The organism is Enterococcus sp. DIV0294 (assembly GCF_050558155.1).
Classification (GTDB): domain Bacteria; phylum Bacillota; class Bacilli; order Lactobacillales; family Enterococcaceae; genus Enterococcus; species Enterococcus faecalis.
This window is the reverse complement of record NZ_CP187889.1, coordinates 1003037-1021028: the sequence shown is the minus strand read 5'-3', so window position 1 is coordinate 1021028 and position 17992 is coordinate 1003037. Positions and strand designations below refer to the sequence as shown.

Sequence of the window (17992 nt, the reverse complement as noted above, 5' to 3'; positions counted from 1 at the left end):
TGGCTGTTTTTCTAATTGTCCAATGATTTTAAAAAGCCACTAACTGCCTCCACTCCAAACAATAACGCCTCTTCGTTCGGTTCAAACTTGGCAGAATGAAGGCTATAAGGACTTGCCACGCCTAACCAAAACATCGTGCCTGGGACTTTAGACAATAGATAGCCAAAATCTTCACCTGTCATTGCAACCGGTGCTTGTTGAAATTGAACTGTTGCTTGTTTGCTCATGTATTCAATCAAATTCGTGGTACATGCTGGCTCATTCACTACAGGTAAATACCCTTTCTGATCAAGATGAACAGTTACTTCACATTGAAAAGATTGCGCAATACCTTCACTAATTTCGCGAATTCTTCGCTGCGTTTGTTCATTAGTTTCTGCTGTCAATGTGCGAATTGTACCAGATAAAGTTGCTTCTTCGGCAATCACATTACAGGCAGTCCCTGCATGAAAAGTCCCAAAGGTAACGACTGCTCCGACCACAGGATCAACATTTCGACTAACGATCGTTTGCGCTTGCTGAATTAAATTGGTGGCCGCCAAGACCATATCATTTGCTTGATGCGGAAAAGCCGCATGTCCACCTTTTCCTTTTAAGGTAATGTTCACTTCACAAGTGGCAGCAAACAATGTCCCTACTCTGGTACTAATAGTTCCGACTGGCAAATCAGGATTAACATGAAGCGCATAAAATTCATCAGGTAACCACTCACCAAACGCGTGGTCTTCATACATCAACATCCCCCCTGCTTCATTTTCTTCAGCAGGTTGAAACAAAAATAAAAAGTTATTGTCTGGTTGCTGTTGACTTAATTCTTTCAAAACCCCTAAGCCGATTGTCATGTGAAAATCGTGCCCACAGGCATGCATAAACCCTGGTCGTTTTGATTGAAAAGCAGAAACCACTTCCTCTTGAATAGGCAAACCATCAATATCAGCACGCCAGCCGATGGTTTTCTGAGGATTTTTGCCTTCTATGAAGACTAAAATCCCCGTTTGCCATGTTCGAACTTGCAGATAAGGTTGCTTCATTTTATCAATTTCATTAAGTAAAAAGGCTTGTGTTTCCTTTTCTTCTAAACCGATTTCAGGTATTTGATGTAGTTGCCGTCTAATCGCAATTAATTCTTCTTGCTCCACAAAAGCCACTCCTTCATTTTTGGGGTAATCGAAAGCCGCCATGAAGAAGTTTCTTCATCGCGACTGACTAATTTATTTTTAGAGTTTACGTAATTCTTCTAAAATCTCTGTTTTACTCTTGGTTTTATCATCAATTTGTTTAATTACTTTTGCTGGCACTCCTGCGACAACGGTATGCGCTGGAACGTCTTCCACAACTACTGCCCCAGCAGCCACAACGGCACCTTCACCAACACGAACCCCTTCTAGTACGACCGCATTCGCTCCAATGACAACCTCGTTTTCAATAACCACAGGTGCGGCACTTGGTGGTTCAATGACACCAGCTAAAACCGTTCCTGCGCCAATATGACAATGCTTCCCTACAGTTGCACGACCGCCTAAAACAGCGCCCATATCAATCATAGTCCCTGCACCAACGACGGCGCCAATATTTAGAATAGCCCCCATCATAATCACCGCTTGATCGCCAATTTCAACTTTTTCGCGAATCAAAGCACCTGGTTCAATCCGAGCATTAATGTCTTTCAGATCAAGAAAAGGAATTGCTGAGTTACGTGCATCGTTTTCTACAACATAATCCTCAATTTTTTCTTTGTTTGCTTCTAAAAAAGGTTTTACGTCAGCCCAATCGCCAAACAATGTCCCAGTTTTACAATTATTAAAGACCTTAATTGTTTCCGGAAACGTGACTTCTTTTAATTGCCCTTTCAGTGTTACTTTAACAGGTGTTTGCTTTTTGGCATCGCCAATATACTGAATAATCTCATATGCGTCCAATCACAGCACTCCTTTACTTCGTGTTATCATACAGAATAACGCATTTATGAGAAAAAAGTAAAGAGTTTCTTGCGTTTTATTTAAATTACTTTCATTTCTTCTTCTGATTTAGGCAGAACAAGATGATGTTTTTCTAATTCATGCGCCATATGATTGACCGCTTTTAAAATTTCTTTGCGTGTAATGATACCTTTAAAGCGTTGATTATCATCAACCACTGGTAAAAAAGAAGCATCTACTAATAAATGTAACACTTCTTCTAAATCCCACGATTCACCAATTACAGGAACATTGACTTCCATTACATCGGCCACAGTAAATTCATTCAATTTTTCAAAATCCACTGAAGTCAAATCAAACATTTTATCTACAACGTCTGTCAAGCCGATTAAGCCAACAAAGCGATCTCCCTTATCTAACACAGGAATCTTGGAATAGCGAACTTTCGATAAGACTAATGCCGCGTGACTTAAAGGATTTAAACACATTACATTGGCGACATTTTCGGCAGGTACTAAAAACGTTTCTTGTTTTTCTAATAATAATTCTTTTACAGCAGTCCCTATCATGATTGGGTTGCCTCCATTTCTAATTCTTTAACACGTAACTTATTGTACCTAATTCTGCGGAAAAAGTCTTGGAATTCGCAAATTCTTCATAACTTAACAAACGAAAATTAACGTTTTGTTCTATTCTCCCCCAAAATAAGAGAACGCTTTCTTAAAAAAACAAAAACTTAGTTGTCCCATAACAGACAACTAAGTTTTTATAAAAGACCAATTAATCAGTCAATTATCCTTCTTTTTCACACGTTTCATCACAGCCATCACTGACCATAATAAGCGTAAATCCCATGTTTTCTAAGATAGTGTTTATCCAATAAAAAATGATCAATTGGTTCAACAGCTGGGTTAATTATTTCCGTCAAACGTGCCATTGAACAGATTTCATCTAAAATCAAGCTGTTTTCAACTGCTTTTTCCGGAGTCATTCCCCAAGTAAATGGGCCATGTCCATAAACTAGCACTCCTGGAATTGCTAAAGGATCTAGTTCTTGTTCATGAAATGTTTCAACAATGACTTTGCCAGTCTCTTCTTCATAGTTTTCTTTAATTTCACTTTCAGAGAGCGCTCTTGTGCAAGGTACAGCGCCATAAAAAGCATCCGCATGGGTGGTACCGTAAGGAGGTAAGGCTCGCCCTGCTTGAGCCCATGTAACACTATTCAGGGAGTGCGTGTGCGCAATCGCTCCAATTTCTGGCATTTTTTGATAAAGATAAAGATGCGTGGGTAAATCAGAAGACGGCTTTAATGCATTGGTTTCCAATAGTTGTCCGTTTAAATCAGTCACTACCATCTGTTCCTTGGTCATTTCTTGATACTTGACGCCGCTTGGTTTAATTACGATAATCCCTAATGACCGATTGATTTCACTAACATTGCCCCACGTTAATTTGACTAAGCCCAGTTTTGGCAAAGCCAGATTCGCTTCATAAACACGTTGTTTCATTGCTTGGATGATCGCTTTATTGTTCATAATAACCCACCTCTGCTAATTTGGGATAGAGATACTGCTGCGCGGCTTGAATTTTTTCTTGAAAATTCAAATCCGTTTCATTCCACATTTCAATTAAAAAAGGACCACTATAGTTTAACCGCTTGAGTGTTTTCAATAAGCCTGTAAAATCAACACAGCCTTCTCCAAAAGTAACTTCCCGAAACTTCCCTTCAAAGGTGTCTGTTACAGCGAAGGTATCTTTTAAGTGAATAGCAGCGATTTCAGCAATTCCCTTTTCAAGCTCAACCGCCGGATTATTTTCCGGCCAAGCAGACAAATTACCTAAATCAGGATAAACATGCAAAAAAGGGGACGGAATTTGTTCCTTAATTTCTAGAAATTTTTGTATGCTATTCATAAAAGGGTCATCCATAATCTCAACAGCCAGAATGACACCGTATTGTGCAGCTTCCTCAACGCCCTTTTTCAGACCTTGAAGAAAAAATTCCCTTGTTTCGGCAGTTTTTTCTTCGTAAAAGACGTCATAGCCAGCTATTTGAATTACCCGTATGTTTAATTGATGAGCCAAACGAATCGCTTGAGATAAAATTTTCCGCCCTTTTTCACGTGTTTCTTTATTTAAAGAGCCTAAAGGGAACCGCCGATGACCACTTAAACACAAAGAATGGATAAAAAAATCTTCTTTCACCATTAATTGAAAAAGTTCTTGTAACTGGCTTGGTGTCGAAGCCAATCGTGCTAAACGTTCATCGGATTCATCAATTGACATTTCTAAAAAATCAAACCCTAACTTTTTGGCCCATGTTAATCGTTCTGCCCAAGTTAAATTTTGCGGGAGTGCTTTTTCATATAGTCCAATTCGTGCCATTTTATCACTTCCAAATCTGATCGATTTTTTTTTGAAAATCTTTGGCTGCTTGTTCAGGATTTTTTGATTCAGTAATCCCACGGCCCGCAATAAATGTTGCAACTGCCATTGCTTGAAACAATTCAAGCGTTTCGACAGTTAAACCACCTGTGACGGACACTTCAAAGCCTAAGTCAATTAGTTCTTGAACTTTATTCAAATCTTTCTCTCCCCAGCTGCCGCCAGCTAAAAGAGCATCTCTACTTTGATGATAAATCACCTGATTAATCCCTAATTCTCGCCATTGTCGAGCTTGTTGCATTGTCCAATTTCCATATAGTTCTACTTGTAATTCTCGGACTTCTTTTTGAGCTGCAGCCATCGTTGGCAAGGTGGCGCAACAAATGACCGTCATGAAATCAGCGCCTGCTTGTGCGACATTACGAGCAACTGTACCGCCCGCATCAGCACATTTTGTATCAGCAACAATTGTCTTATTAGGAAACATGCGTCTTAAACAACGAATTGCTTTTTGGCCTTCTTGTAAACACAAAATAGTGCCAACTTCGATAATATCGACAATTTCTCCGACTTTCATACAATCTGCTAAAGCGTCTTCTAAGCTATTATGATCTAAAGCGATTTGTAAGTTTGGTCTTTTCATCTTTCCCACCCTTTTATTCAGATTTTTGATAACGATCTGAAGCCATATATTTTTCTTGAATTTCTTTTGCAGACATTACATTTTTAATGCCAATCACTGTGACTCCACGTTTTTCTGCTTGCTGAAACATTTGTAAAAAATTGACTGGAGTAAAAACAACGTCGTATTGGCTAGCAGAGCTTTTTCCTTCTGAAATGGCGCAATGATGAATTTTTGTAATCGGTACGCCTAGTTCTTTCATTGCTTTTTCAACACTCCGCATCATCATTAGACTCGTGCCAGAACCATTGGCACAGGAAACAAGTATTCTCATTTCAAATTCCTCCTTTAATTCTCTTGAAATTTTTTAGCATATTGTTCATAATCATTGACAATCATAAAGTAACCTTCTGGATTTTTCCGATACTGAAGTTGCGGAATTATTAGTAACCCAATCACCACCACTGCTACACCAACATAGCCTAGAACTTTCATAATAATTGTAAATAATGGCCAAGCAGTTGCCCAATCGAACATGCCCAAATAACCGCCATATTGAGATAATCCAATCCATGTAGCAAATAAAGCTGAGCCACCTACTTGGATTAAACCTGAAAGGAAGGGGAATAAACAAGCAGCTTTTACTCCGCCACGATTATTTGCATAAACAGCTATGACAGCGTTATCAAAAAACAATGGGATAAAACCTGCAATAACGATTGTCGGAGACTTTAATAGAATCAGTAAGCCAATCATTAAAAACTGGCCTAATGCGCCAAAGAGAAACCCAATTGTTACTGCGTTGGGCGAGCCAAACCCGAAAGTCGCTGCTACATCAATCCCAGGAACAGCGCCTGGTAAAATGGTATTTGAAATCCCTTGGAATGACTGCGTCAACTCGTCGACAAAGGTTCTAACGCCTAATTGTAAGATAGCTAAATAGACAGCAAAATTTAATGAAGTGGTCATGATATAAAAGAAGAAACTCTGCCCTTCTTGCATAAATTTAGCTTGAATTAAATAATCTTGTCCCAAAACAAGCAAGATAATGCCAAAGAAAAAGAGCATCAAAATGGACGTAGCAACCATATTTTCATTAAAAATGGATAGAAATCCTGGTAATTCAATATCTTCCAATTTTTTATCGACCTTTTCTGAACGATGTTTCTTTTGATCACGTTTTTTCAACCATTCTGCTAATTTTGCAAAAATAAATATGCCAAACATTTGTTGATGGGCTACCGCAAAACCAGCACCTTCTGTTAATTCCTGCGTAATCCCTACCGTTAAATTTGAAGCAACTGCCCAATAACACCCAAGAATTAAGCCCATAAAAATTAGTACTTCGATTCTACCTAAGTTAGGAAAACAAAAGAGTAAAATCCAGAAAGCGGTAGCTGCTTGTTGAATCTGAACATTCCCTGTTGTAAAAACGGCTCTCAATTTTGTATATTTTTGAAAACGAACCAACAAAATATTCATAATAAATGCGATCAATAACAAAATCATCACATCACCAAAGGTTCGTCCAAAGGTTTTCATCAAGCCTGCATCGACTGCATTTTGCCCGAAGTATGGATCGGTAACCATTGCCTGTAAATTAAATCGCTCTTTCAAGCCTACTAGAATAGGGCGAAAATTATTAACCAAACCACCAGAACCAACACTCAAAATAAAATAACCAACTGTCGCTTTCAGAAAACCTGCTAAACATTCATAAAAGGGCCTCCGTAACAAGAGATAACCTAATAACACGATGAAACCAATCAAATATGCTGGCTGTGTTAAAACGTTCGTAGCAAAATAAGTCCAACTATTTAACAAGAACTCCCCCATTGATTTTTCCCCCTATAATTGATATTTCTCCATAACTTCTTTAAAATCCATTGGCGTGTTTGTTTCTAACAAGTCAGCAATCACGCCATCCGTCATCAATAAATCCATCAATTGCTGGATATTTTCCAGATGTTCGGCGGGATTTTGGGCTGCCAATGTAAAAAATAATGTTGCTGTTTTTGCTTCTTGATCGCCAGCAAAAGTGACTGCTTGCTTAAATTTTGTAAAAGAAATGGCCGTTCCAAAAACGCCTGCGCTTTCCTCTGATGAATGTGGCATGGCTACTTCAGGAGCAATGATGATATAAGGTCCAAACGTTTCGACACACTGGATAATCTCATCGACGTAACTCTGATCGATAATGTGTTTTTGGAGTAAAATCAAACAACTTTCCTGAATCGCCTCTTGCCAACTAACCGGTTCTTTATCAGAGTAATGAATAAGCTCTTGCTCCCAAAAATAAGTTAACATTGTACATCCAGCCTTTCTTACAAAAATGAAGGAAATGGTGTATCATTTTCTTTAACAAAAACATCATTAAAGCCACGATCAAAGTTAAATTCTAAGTTGTCTTTGTCATCTGGATAAACAAATTTGCCACCCACTTGCCAAATATATGGTTTAAATTGATAATGTAAACGATCTTTTTTAAATTTCCAAATTTCCATGATTTCTTTTGGATCCGCCATAAAATTAGACCAAATATCATAATGAACAGGAATGACTACTTTCGCATTTAAAGATTCTGCCATTCTCAACATATCAACAGAAGTTATTTTATCTGTGATACCGCGAGGATTTTCGCCATATGCTCCTAAGCAAACATCAATTGCATATTGATTACCATGTTTCGCAAACAAGTTAGAATAATGAGAGTCTCCGGCGTGATATACCGTACCACCTGAGGTTTCAAATAGATAATTGACAGCTAGTTCATTCATGTCCTGAGGCATTTTACCTTTAAATGTATTTTCAGGATCATCAGAAGTAATTAGCGCGGTTCGATCAAAAGCTTCCAAGGCCACTACATTCACATCATTCACTTTTATTTCTTGACCAGGCTCTATAACCCGTGTTTTTTCTGCCGGAACACCCCAACGTTGCCATGTTTTCACTACTTCTTTTGGACCAATAAATAGAGCCTTAGGACAATTTTGATGAACAGCAGCAGCTGTGTGAATATCCAAATGGTCTGAATGAATATGTGTGACAACTAAAGCATCTACCTCTTTTATTTCAAAAGGATCAATCACAAAAGGTTGTGTTCTTAAATTAGGTTGCATTTTTTGGCAACCACTCATGCGCATCATTTGATGGCCATTTTTCATTAAGCCGTTCCCGTGCGTTTGTTTTCCTGTTCCACACCATAAATCACATAAAATATTCGTGTTCTCATGCGTTTTCAGCCAAATGCCTGTACAACCAAGCCACCAAAGTGCAATCGTTCCTTGAAGCACATTTGTCTGATTAATTTCTTCGTTTAAATAAGTGCCCCATTCTGGAAATGTCGCCTTCAACCAACTTTCTTTTGTAATTTCATGAATCGATTTGCTCATGCTACCACTCCTCTTCTCAAATGATTGTGTTATGCTTTATAAGAAAATCATAGCCGCAAAAAATCACAATGAAAACCCTTTTATATGATTGTTTGCACTTTTAATGATTCTTTTACGTGTTTTGTTTTCCTATGAGTTATACTATTTCATGGGGGACCGTGTCCAAAGAAATAACTAAAGGAGGTTGTATTACTTGAAAAGTTCATTAGAAACCATTGAAAAAAGGCAACAAAATATTCTCGCGCTGCTGCAAAAAAACAAACAAATGACTACCTATAAATTAGCAGATGCTTTAAATGTTTCCTTAAGCACAATTCGTCGTGATTTAAATGTCTTAGAAACTAAGAATGACATCATTCGAAAATATGGGTATTGTATTTACAACGACCAAAATCAGAAAGACTTTGATCAATCAGGACCGGAGTTATTAAAACAAGCCATTGCTCGTGTCGCTTGTAGCTATCTAAGCGATTATGATACCGTTTTCATTAATTCAAGTTCCACTGCTTTGAATATTCTCCATTATTTAAAGGCCGATCATCTGACCATCGTAACGAATAATTTAAAAATTGCCACCAAGCCTCATGTTTCTCAATACAATTATATTTTGACCGGAGGCGAATTACGTTTTCCTAAAGAAGTTCTGGTAGGAGATATTGCCATTAACACAATCACCGCAACGCATGCCGATGTTTGCGTAATTGGCTGTAGCGGGGTCAGTTTAGAACATGGCGTCACTACAAAAATTTTCAATGAAGCAAAAATTAATGAGCTTATGATAAAACAAACAACAAAAGTAAAAATTCTGGTCGCGGACCATCGAAAAATCGGCTTGACATCTAAATTTAAAATTGCTGATATTACCGCTTTTGATTGTTTGATTACAGACAAACATTGCTCATCAACTTTAATTACAGAACTTCGTAAGACCGGCTTAAAGGTTATCCAAGTCGACTAAAAAAAGAGCGTAGGACAAAAATCTCTTTTGGATTTTTGTCCTACGCTCAAAATCTGATAAATAAAAAAGTAGCACTTATTTCTTAACATTCACTTACTTCGTAAACGTTGCCTTTAATCGTTCCAACGGTTGGTGCTCTTTGTTATAATACTGAACGAGATATTGTTCAGGTGTACTTTCAATTATGGCATATGTTTTCTCTTGAACTGGTCCACGAGGTAAACGAATACTTCCCGGATTAACAAAGAGAATGTTATTGTGTCGCTCTGCACCGAGTACATGAGTGTGACCAAATAAGGCAATTGTCGCTCCTGCTTCTTCCGCCTGTAAAGCAAGTGTCGTGAGCCCCATTCTAACATTGGCCAAATGACCATGTGTCATATAAATAACTTGATCTCCCACTTTTTTAGTCACAGTTTTGGGAAATTCATCATAAAAATCACAATTTCCTTGGACTACAATGAATTTTTGCCAAAGTTCATCTGTCGGTTCTAATTCAGAATCACCACAGTGAAAGAGTGCATCGACTTGTCCTTCATAATGATTCACTAAGTCAACTAAACAGTCACGGTCGCCATGATTATCGCTTACTACCAAGATTTTCATACGTTTCAACTCCTATTTTTTTAGCCATTCTTCCCATTGTTCTTTTAATTTTGCCACTGCTTGTCCACGATGACTAACTTTATTTTTCTCTTCTCCAGACAATTCAGCTGCCGTCTTACCAAGCTCTGGAACATAGAAAAGTGAATCGTACCCAAAGCCTCCTTCACCACGAGGAATCGTACCGACTTCTCCTGGCCATTCAGCTTCGACCACCAGACTTTCTTTCTTTGGTTCAGCAAAAACCAATGTACAATGGAAACGTGCTTGTCTTTTTTCTTTTGGCACGCCCGTTAACTCATGTAGTAGTTTCGCATTATTTGAAGCATCGTTAGTTGGCTCACCAGCAAAACGAGCAGAATAAATCCCTGGCATTCCTCCTAAGGCATCAACAATTAATCCTGAATCATCTGCTAGTACTGGTTTCTGTAAAATTTCTGCAATTGTTTCAGCTTTTAGACGAGCATTTTCTTCAAATGTTCGACCAGTTTCTTCTACATCTGGCAAATTCGGATAATCTAATAACGTCTTAACTGTATATCCTTTTTCACCAAAAATTGAACTAAACTCTTTCGCTTTACCAGGATTTCTAGTCGCAATGACAATCACTTTCTCTTCTGAATCTTGCGAAGGGACTTCTTCAGAGGCTAAAGCATAAAGCGCTTCTTTCTGATACGCAATTAATTCCTCAATCCCTGTTTTTCCATAAAAGAGCATGGCATTTAACTCATCTCCTGAGAAGGTAGCTTCTTCACCCGTTCCTTGAATTTCCACAAATTCACCAGATTCGGTCATCACGATGTTCATGTCCACTGCAGCATTCGAGTCCTCTGCGTAATCTAAGTCCAGCACACAATAACCATCGGGTAAAATACCCACGCTGACAGCAGCTAAATGCTCTTTAATTGGGTCTTCCGCTAGCGCACCAGTCATCAATAAATGATTGACTGCTAAGCGTAGAGCAACAAAAGCGCCTGTAATACTAGCTGTACGGGTTCCCCCATCTGCTTGAATCACATCACAATCGACAACAATGCTCCGTTCCCCTAACTTTTCTAAGTCAACAACAGCTCGCAATGACCGCCCAATCAAACGTTGAATCTCCATTGTTCGCCCTGTTAATTTTCCTTTCGCACTTTCCCGAATATTTCTTGTGTTCGTCGCGCGAGGGAGCATGCTATATTCAGCTGCTACCCAACCTGTTCCCCCGCCTCGTAAAAATGGGGGAACCTTTTCTTCGACAGTGGCTGAGCAAATTACTTTTGTATCGCCAAACGAAATAACCACCGAACCTTCTGGATGTTTAAAAACATTGGTTTCAATAGTGATCTTTCGCAATTCTTTTGGTGCACGACTATCATGTCTAATCATTTTCGTTTCCTCCTAAGTGAATCTGTTGTGCTTTTAAGTTCTCTATACCAAGCCAACTGCTTGCAATCTCTTCAAACATTTTTGCAGAACCAGTTGTATAAAATTCATGGGGCTGTGTAGGCGCTTCAGGCGTGTGGGCAATGTCAAAATAATCGAGAAGCATGCTGACTTCGCCAACTGTTTCGGCTCCTGAGTCAATTAATGTCACATGACTTCCCATCACATTTTGAATCACCGGACGTAACAACGGGTAATGGGTACAACCTAAAATCAACGTATCAAGTCCTTTTAATTGTAATGCTTGAAGTGTTTCTGCCACAATTTTTTTTGCTACGGAAGAACGATATTGATTACTTTCAACAATGGGGACAAATTTAGGGCAAGCTAAACTAGTCACCTCAATTGCTGGTGCCTTACTTTTAATGGCGATTTCATAGGAAGCACTTTTGATTGTCCCTAAGGTACCTATGACACCAATTTTGTTATTTTTTGTGACTTTAACGGCTGCTCGTGCGCCAGGTAAAATAACACCGACAACTGGAATTGGCAAGGCAGCTTTAATTTCTTCTAATGCGACAGCCGTCGCGGTATTACACGCGATTACTAGCATTTTTATTCGTTTTTTCAATAAAAAATCGGCCATTTCCCAAGTAAACTGAACGACTTGTTCGGCTGGTCGTGGACCATATGGGCAACGGGCTGTATCTCCTAAATAAATTAATCGTTCATTTGGTAATTGTTTTAGCGCTTCCTTTAAAACAGTTAATCCACCAACGCCAGAATCAATTAATCCAATGGCTTCTTGATTGCTCATTCTCATCCTACCTTTGCCTTTTATTCACTGCCTTTATTTTCTACTTTTTAAGGACTATTGTCAATTTTTCCTGTTTTGCTCTCATTTATTTCTTTTTTTGAAGGAAATCTTTTTCGATTAAAAAACTAGTAATTCATTTTTTTGTATGTTATAATTCCTAACATTGAGAATACAATTAGAAATACATTTGGTTAATTTAATTTAAATAACATGTTTCTCACCGAATCCTCTGTTATCTTTTCTACCAAATGATTGCAAAGGAGACTGCCTATGATTTCTTTAGAACATGTAAATAAGTATTTTGGGGAGCATCACGTTTTAAAAGATATTACTTTGAATGTAGAACAAGGAGAAAAAATTGTCATTATCGGACCCTCTGGCTCTGGCAAAAGTACATTAATTCGGTGTATGAACCAATTGGAAAAAGTCAATGATGGTTCCGTCGTAATTGATAACATTGACATCACCAAACCGAAAGCACCGATTCAAAAGGTTCGCCAGAAAGTTGCCATGGTCTTTCAAAATTTTAACTTATATGCTCACAAAACGATTATTGATAATTTAACGTTAGCACCGATTAAAGTGATGGGCGTTTCCAAAGAAGAAGCGGTTCGTACTGGCATGGAGTATTTAGAACGAGTCGGTTTGGCTGATAAAGCTTCTGCTTATCCTTCGCAGCTTTCTGGCGGGCAGCAACAACGGGTCGCTATTGCTCGTGCCTTAAATATGCATCCTGAGATTATCCTTTTTGATGAACCGACTTCGGCACTTGATCCAGAAATGATTCAAGAAGTTTTAGATGTAATGGTCGATCTTTCCAAACAAAATATTACCATGGTTTGTGTCACACATGAGATGGGCTTTGCTCGTCAAGTGGCTGACCGTGTAATCTTCATGGACCAAGGACAGATTATTGAACAAGGAACGCCTGAACATTTCTTTACAAGCACTGAAAACCCTCGTGCAAAAGAATTTCTAAGTAAAATTATTCATAACGGGTAATGAATAAAAAACAAAAAATTGGAGGAATGAAGGAATGAAAAAACAAAATAAATGGCTGGCTGGACTCTCCCTACTTGTATTAGCAGGCATCATTGTGGGCTGTGGTAGCGGCAACAATGACTCAACTTCCAAAAGTGCTTCATCAAACAAAACGGTCACAGTAGAACAATTAAAAAAAGCAGGGAAAATTAAAGTAGGTGTCAAAGAAGACATTCCTAATTTTGGCTATATGAATCCTGATACAAACAAAAATGAAGGAATGGAACCAGATATTGCACGCTTGATTGCGAAAGAAATTACCGGCAGCGAAGAGAATGTGGAATTTGTGGGCGTGACAGCGAAAACGCGCGGTCCCCTTTTAGACAATGGTGAACTAGATATGGTAATTGCTACATTTACAATTACTGATGAACGTAAAAAGACTTATAATTTTACAACTCCTTATTATACAGATGAGATTGGTTTCCTTGTGCGCAAAGAGGATAACTTCTCAAGCATGAAAGATTTAGACGGAAAAACAATCGGCGTTGCACAATCTGCTACGACAAAAGAAAACTTAGAGAAAAAAGCGCAAGAGGAAGGAATCAAATTTACTTATCAAGAATTAGGTTCCTATCCTGAATTAAAAACAGCGTTAACTTCTAAACGAATTGATGCATTTTCAGTGGATAAATCAATCCTATCTGGCTATGTGGATGGCAAGACAGAAATTTTAAAAGATGGTTTTTCGCCACAAGAATATGGAATTACCACAAAGAAAGCAAATACTGAATTAAATGATTATCTAAATGGTTTAATTGAAAAATGGGAAAAAGACGGCACACTAGAAAAAATTTATCAAGACTGGGGCTTAAAAAATTAATCATTCCTAAGACTTGAAGAATCAAAAATTTTAGGAGGGATTTTTATGTTTTTGTTAGCCAATATTTCCTGGCTTGAAGAAGGGCCATTTGCCTTATATCGTTGGGAAGCTTTATTTCAAGATTGGCGAATTTTTGGTCAGGCTTTTCTCTATACTATTCTGCTTTCTTTAGGAGCAATCTTAGTCGCCTTTGCTTTAGGCATTTTCTTTGGCAGTTTATCAGCGACCAAAAGTAAACTTTTACACGCAATTAGTCGTGTCTATGTAGAATTTTTTCAAAACACACCTTTGTTGATTCAATTTATCGTAGTCTATTATGGCTTTCCTCTGCTAAGCCCGCTGCTTTCATTTTCTATTACTACGATTGCCATTCTGTGTGTAGGCCTCTATCATGGCGCCTACATTTCTGAAGTGGTTCGCTCAGGAATCGGAGCTGTCCCAAGAGGGCAATTTGAAGCGGCTTACTCCCAAGGATTAACGTATGGTCAAACGATGCGGTATGTGATTCTACCACAAGCATGGCGGATTATGTTACCGCCTTTAACCAATCAAGTCGTGAATCTAATTAAAAATACGTCAACAGTTGCCATTATTTCTGGCGCTGACGTAATGTTTGCTGCCAATAGTTGGTCGTCTGTCAACTTGAACTATATTCCCGCCTTTGCGCTTGCTGGTTTCTTATATTTCATTCTTTGCTTCCCATTAGCGAATTTGGCTAGAAAAATGGAAGAAAAAAATAAGAAAGCATATAGTAGATAGGAGGAAAACAGATGCCTTTTTCAGAAGAAATGCGTCAATTACTGACAGCAAATAATTTTCAATTTCTATTTAACGGCTTAAAATTGACGCTCTATATTTCCTTCGTCTCAATTATTTTGAGTACGATTTTTGGCACCATTCTAGCCGTTTTGCGAAATCAAACCCATGGACCACTGAAGTTACTTGCCAGTATTTATGTAGAAGTGGTGCGTAATATTCCAAACTTATTGTGGATTTATGTTATTTTTTTGATTTTCAAAATCAAATCCACTCCTGCTGGAATTGTGAGTTTTACTGTGTTTACCACCGCTGCTTTAGCGGAAATTATTCGTGGTGGTTTAAATGGTGTTGATAAAGGACAAATTGAAGCGGCGCGTTCTCAAGGGTTTTCAAATTGGCAAATTCTTTATCATATTGTTTTGCCTCAAGCCATTCGCAATGTTTTACCAGCGATCGTTTCTCAGTTTGTTACTGTCATCAAGGATACAAGTTTCTTGTATTCCGTGATTGCTTTGCAAGAACTCTTTGGCAAATCTTATATCTTAATGGGGCGCTACGCACAAACAGGACAAGTATTCACTATTTACGGAATCGTCGCCCTAATTTATTTCATTATTAACTTTAGTATCTCACAATTTTCACGTTGGCTTTCACGAAATTGGGCGAAAAGTTATTAATGTAGTTAAAAACAGGAGGCTGAGACAAAAGTGTTTAGCTCCAAGAAATAAGAAGGAATTTCCGAAAATTGTTCTTTAATTTTTGGAGAATTTCGGCTTATTTCCGAAGGAGCTGCTTTTGTTCAGCTGATTATCTTAAGATTTAGAAAGTGGGGCATAAGTCGAAATGACTTATGCCCCACTTTCCTGTTTTTATTTTATCTTACTTCTACTTGATGTTTTTCAATTAACGCTTTTTCAACTTTTTCCATTGAACGGTTAATTTCTTCATCCACTAATGTCGCTTCTGCATTAACGAAAGTTAAACTATACGCCATTGATTTTTTGCCAGCGCCTAGTTTTTCACCTTGATATACATCAAATAAATGAATCTCTTTCAAATATTTACCTGCGTTATCTGAAATAGTTTTAACTAGTTCTTGATTGGTAACTGTTTCATCGACTAATAAAGCAATATCTCGAGAAACTGCTGGGAATTTAGAAACTGCTTCATAAGTAACCCCGCCTGCTTCTGTGGCTACTAATTGTTGCAAGTTTAATTCAGCAACATATGTTTCAGGAATATCGTACGCTTTTGCTGTCGTTGGGTGAACTTGTCCGACAAAACCAACCACTTCATCTTCTAAATAAATCCATGCTGTCCGGCCTGGATGCATTTCTGGAATCGCCGTTGTCGCTTGATAACTGATTTTTTCTGTTAATCCTAAAACAGCTACAATACTTTCCACTAAGCCTTTTACTGTATAAAAATCAACGGCTGTTGCTTTTGTTTGCCAATCTTTAACCATTGTATTACCAGTTAAAGCAAGTGCTAAGTGATTTTCTTCTGTAGGTAAATTTTTTGTTGGATCTTCTGTTTGGTAGAAAACGCGTCCTACTTCATAGAAGGCGATATTATTATTTTTACGTGCCACATTGTATGCGACATCATCTAATAAACCAGAAATTAAGTTCATACGTAACACAGAACGCTCTTCACTCATTGGCCATTGCAAACGTGTTGTTTGACTTTCTTTCATCATAAATTGACGGGATTTTTCTTCTGTTGTCAACGCATAGCTGATGGCTTCACTCGTACCATGACCTTCCAGTAAGCTCTTTAATTGGCGCGTAACATGTTGTGCTTTGGTTAGACTTCCAGCAACTGTTTCTCCACTTGGCAATGTTGAAGGTAAATAATCATATCCATAAATGCGCGCCACTTCTTCAATAATATCTGCTTCAATCGCAATATCCCAACGTCTTGGTGGAATCGTAATTTCATATGCGCCTTGATTTACTTCATAAGCAAAACCGAGTGCTTCAAAAATTTCATTCACCGTTGCTTCATCTAATGCAGTGCCTAAATATTGGTTGATTCGTTCTAAAGTCACAGCTACCTGCGCTTCTTTAACGGCCACTTCAGAACCAACTGCAGTGCCTGAGACCACTGTTCCGTTGGCTAACTCTGCAATCATTGCGGCTGCCACATCACAAGCTAGCCCAACTGTCGCTTGGTTGATGCCTTTTTCAAATCTACTTGAAGATTCACTCCGTAAATTGAATTGTTTAGACGTTTTGCGAATAGACAATGGATTGAACAATGCCGCTTCTAAAGCCACAGTTGTTGTTTCTTGACTGATTTCAGAATTAGCCCCACCCATTACACCGGCTAAGCCGACAGGCGTTTTTCCATTCGTAATGACGATATTTTCTTCTGTTAATTGACGTGTTTCACCATCTAATGTAATTAGTTTTTCTGCTGCTGTTGCTCGACGAACCAAGATTTCTTTGCTATCTAATTTTTGATAATCAAATGCATGCAATGGTTGACCAAATAATAATAAAATATAATTTGTCACGTCCACCACATTGTTAATCGGACGGATTCCTTCATTCATCAATCGATTTTGCAACCACTGAGGACTTTCTGCAATCGTCACATCTTTAATGACACGAATTTGATACGCTGGCGCATCTTGTGAATCTTCAACAGTCACTGTTACGTAATTTCCCACGTTATCTGAAGCATCTTCTTTGAGTTCGGGATCATTAAACTGAGGCGTTTGACGATAAATTGCGCCAACTTCATAGGCTACCCCTCTCATACTTAGTGCATCTGCACGGTTTGGTGTAATTGATAATTCAATAATCGCATCATCCATGTCTAAATAAGGGAAAACAGGTGTCCCATTCACTGCTTCTTGAGGTAAATAATAAATCCCTTCAGCATAGGCTTTTGGTACGACATTGTCTGAATATCCTAGCTCTTCTAACGAACAAATCATTCCGTTAGAGACTTCGCCACGCATTTTGCCTTTTTTAATTTTTTGATTTCCTGCAATTCTTGAACCAGGTAATGCTACGATGACTTTAATTCCTGCTTTTACATTTGGTGCTCCACAAACAATTTGTGACAATTCTTCTTCACCGATGTCTACTTGGCAAATTGATAAGTGGTCAGAGTTTGGATGAGGAACACATTCTTTTACTTCACCGACAACAATTTTCTTTAATCCTTCTTCAGGTACAGCAACACCCTCAACTTCGATACCTGTCACAGACATTTTGTCCGCTAATTCTTGCGGAGTAACGTTTGAAAGATTAACATATTCATTTAACCATTTATAAGAAACTAACATTTTTC

The 17992-nt window shown here is 38.2% G+C and carries 19 protein-coding genes; 5 read left to right on the top strand and 14 right to left on the bottom strand.

Annotation, left to right across the window (positions count from 1 at the left end):
- Nucleotides 1–11 precede the first annotated feature (11 nt).
- From IGJ20_RS05105 to ulaG, 10 genes are all read right to left on the bottom strand, one after another.
- The gene (locus IGJ20_RS05105) at nt 12–1181 is read right to left on the bottom strand and encodes an N-acetyldiaminopimelate deacetylase (RefSeq protein ID WP_002388919.1); all 1170 of its coding nucleotides are present in this window, start codon (nt 1179–1181) and stop codon (nt 12–14) included.
- Between the two features lie 36 nt (nt 1182–1217).
- Nucleotides 1218–1919, bottom strand: a complete 702-nt coding sequence (dapD, locus tag IGJ20_RS05100; RefSeq protein WP_002358012.1) for a 2,3,4,5-tetrahydropyridine-2,6-dicarboxylate N-acetyltransferase — start codon at nt 1917–1919, stop codon at nt 1218–1220.
- Nucleotides 1920–1999: 80 nt separating this feature from the next.
- Entirely contained in the window at nt 2000–2488 is a 489-nt protein-coding gene (gene cbpB, locus IGJ20_RS05095) for a cyclic-di-AMP-binding protein CbpB (RefSeq protein WP_002382126.1), read from the bottom strand.
- A 257-nt stretch (nt 2489–2745) separates the two neighbouring features.
- On the bottom strand, nt 2746–3456 hold the full coding sequence (locus IGJ20_RS05090; RefSeq protein ID WP_202522445.1) for an L-ribulose-5-phosphate 4-epimerase: 711 nt from the start codon (nt 3454–3456) through the stop codon (nt 2746–2748).
- Nucleotides 3446–4306: an L-ribulose-5-phosphate 3-epimerase gene (locus IGJ20_RS05085; RefSeq protein ID WP_430605259.1), complete on the bottom strand. Its 861-nt coding sequence runs from the start codon at nt 4304–4306 to the stop codon at nt 3446–3448. The genes IGJ20_RS05090 and IGJ20_RS05085 overlap by 11 nt, the downstream gene beginning before the upstream one ends.
- A gap of 4 nt (nt 4307–4310) precedes the next feature.
- Nucleotides 4311–4949, bottom strand: a complete 639-nt coding sequence (locus IGJ20_RS05080; protein WP_202522443.1) for a 3-keto-L-gulonate-6-phosphate decarboxylase UlaD — start codon at nt 4947–4949, stop codon at nt 4311–4313.
- A gap of 13 nt (nt 4950–4962) precedes the next feature.
- Nucleotides 4963–5262 carry a PTS sugar transporter subunit IIB gene (locus IGJ20_RS05075; RefSeq protein WP_002358018.1) on the bottom strand — a complete coding sequence of 100 codons (300 nt, stop codon included), beginning with the start codon at nt 5260–5262 and terminating at the stop codon, nt 4963–4965.
- 14 nt (nt 5263–5276) lie between these two features.
- The gene (locus tag IGJ20_RS05070) at nt 5277–6764 is read right to left on the bottom strand and encodes a PTS ascorbate transporter subunit IIC (RefSeq protein WP_002366460.1); all 1488 of its coding nucleotides are present in this window, start codon (nt 6762–6764) and stop codon (nt 5277–5279) included.
- Between the two features lie 12 nt (nt 6765–6776).
- On the bottom strand, nt 6777–7235 hold the full coding sequence (locus IGJ20_RS05065; protein ID WP_002365501.1) for a PTS sugar transporter subunit IIA: 459 nt from the start codon (nt 7233–7235) through the stop codon (nt 6777–6779).
- Between the two features lie 17 nt (nt 7236–7252).
- Nucleotides 7253–8320 carry an L-ascorbate 6-phosphate lactonase gene (gene ulaG / locus IGJ20_RS05060; protein WP_202522442.1) on the bottom strand — a complete coding sequence of 356 codons (1068 nt, stop codon included), beginning with the start codon at nt 8318–8320 and terminating at the stop codon, nt 7253–7255.
- Between the two features lie 193 nt (nt 8321–8513).
- On the opposite strand from ulaG, the gene IGJ20_RS05055 reads away from it, so the two are divergent.
- Nucleotides 8514–9278 carry a DeoR/GlpR family DNA-binding transcription regulator gene (locus IGJ20_RS05055; protein ID WP_002382117.1) on the top strand — a complete coding sequence of 255 codons (765 nt, stop codon included), beginning with the start codon at nt 8514–8516 and terminating at the stop codon, nt 9276–9278.
- A gap of 93 nt (nt 9279–9371) precedes the next feature.
- On the opposite strand, the gene IGJ20_RS05050 is transcribed toward IGJ20_RS05055, so the two are convergent.
- The 3 genes from IGJ20_RS05050 to racE are packed head-to-tail and all read right to left on the bottom strand — an operon-like array spanning nt 9372 to nt 12072.
- A complete protein-coding gene (locus IGJ20_RS05050; RefSeq protein WP_002386618.1) occupies nt 9372–9884 on the bottom strand; it encodes a metallophosphoesterase in 513 nt (170 codons plus the stop codon).
- 12 nt (nt 9885–9896) lie between these two features.
- Nucleotides 9897–11252 carry a ribonuclease PH gene (gene rph / locus IGJ20_RS05045; RefSeq protein WP_002369622.1) on the bottom strand — a complete coding sequence of 452 codons (1356 nt, stop codon included), beginning with the start codon at nt 11250–11252 and terminating at the stop codon, nt 9897–9899.
- Complete coding sequence (racE, locus tag IGJ20_RS05040; RefSeq protein ID WP_002358027.1) at nt 11245–12072, bottom strand: glutamate racemase; 828 nt, start codon at nt 12070–12072, stop codon at nt 11245–11247. Before racE ends, rph begins: the two co-directional genes overlap by 8 nt.
- 264 nt (nt 12073–12336) lie before the next feature.
- On the opposite strand from racE, the gene IGJ20_RS05035 reads away from it, so the two are divergent.
- Genes IGJ20_RS05035 through IGJ20_RS05020 form a run of 4 tightly spaced genes read left to right on the top strand, consistent with a single transcriptional unit; the run spans nt 12337 to nt 15366 of the window.
- Nucleotides 12337–13068 carry an amino acid ABC transporter ATP-binding protein gene (locus IGJ20_RS05035; protein ID WP_002361604.1) on the top strand — a complete coding sequence of 244 codons (732 nt, stop codon included), beginning with the start codon at nt 12337–12339 and terminating at the stop codon, nt 13066–13068.
- Nucleotides 13069–13102: 34 nt separating this feature from the next.
- The gene (locus IGJ20_RS05030; RefSeq protein ID WP_002360586.1) at nt 13103–13930 is read left to right on the top strand and encodes a transporter substrate-binding domain-containing protein; all 828 of its coding nucleotides are present in this window, start codon (nt 13103–13105) and stop codon (nt 13928–13930) included.
- Between the two features lie 45 nt (nt 13931–13975).
- Nucleotides 13976–14689, top strand: coding sequence for an amino acid ABC transporter permease (locus IGJ20_RS05025; protein WP_002363695.1), 714 nt, complete (start codon nt 13976–13978; stop codon nt 14687–14689).
- 11 nt (nt 14690–14700) lie between these two features.
- A complete protein-coding gene (locus IGJ20_RS05020) occupies nt 14701–15366 on the top strand; it encodes an amino acid ABC transporter permease (RefSeq protein WP_002382114.1) in 666 nt (221 codons plus the stop codon).
- Nucleotides 15367–15563: 197 nt separating this feature from the next.
- Here IGJ20_RS05020 and pheT read toward each other — a convergent pair whose 3' ends face one another.
- A complete protein-coding gene (gene pheT, locus IGJ20_RS05015; protein ID WP_202522439.1) occupies nt 15564–17987 on the bottom strand; it encodes a phenylalanine--tRNA ligase subunit beta in 2424 nt (807 codons plus the stop codon).
- Between the last annotated feature and the right edge of the window lie 5 nt (nt 17988–17992).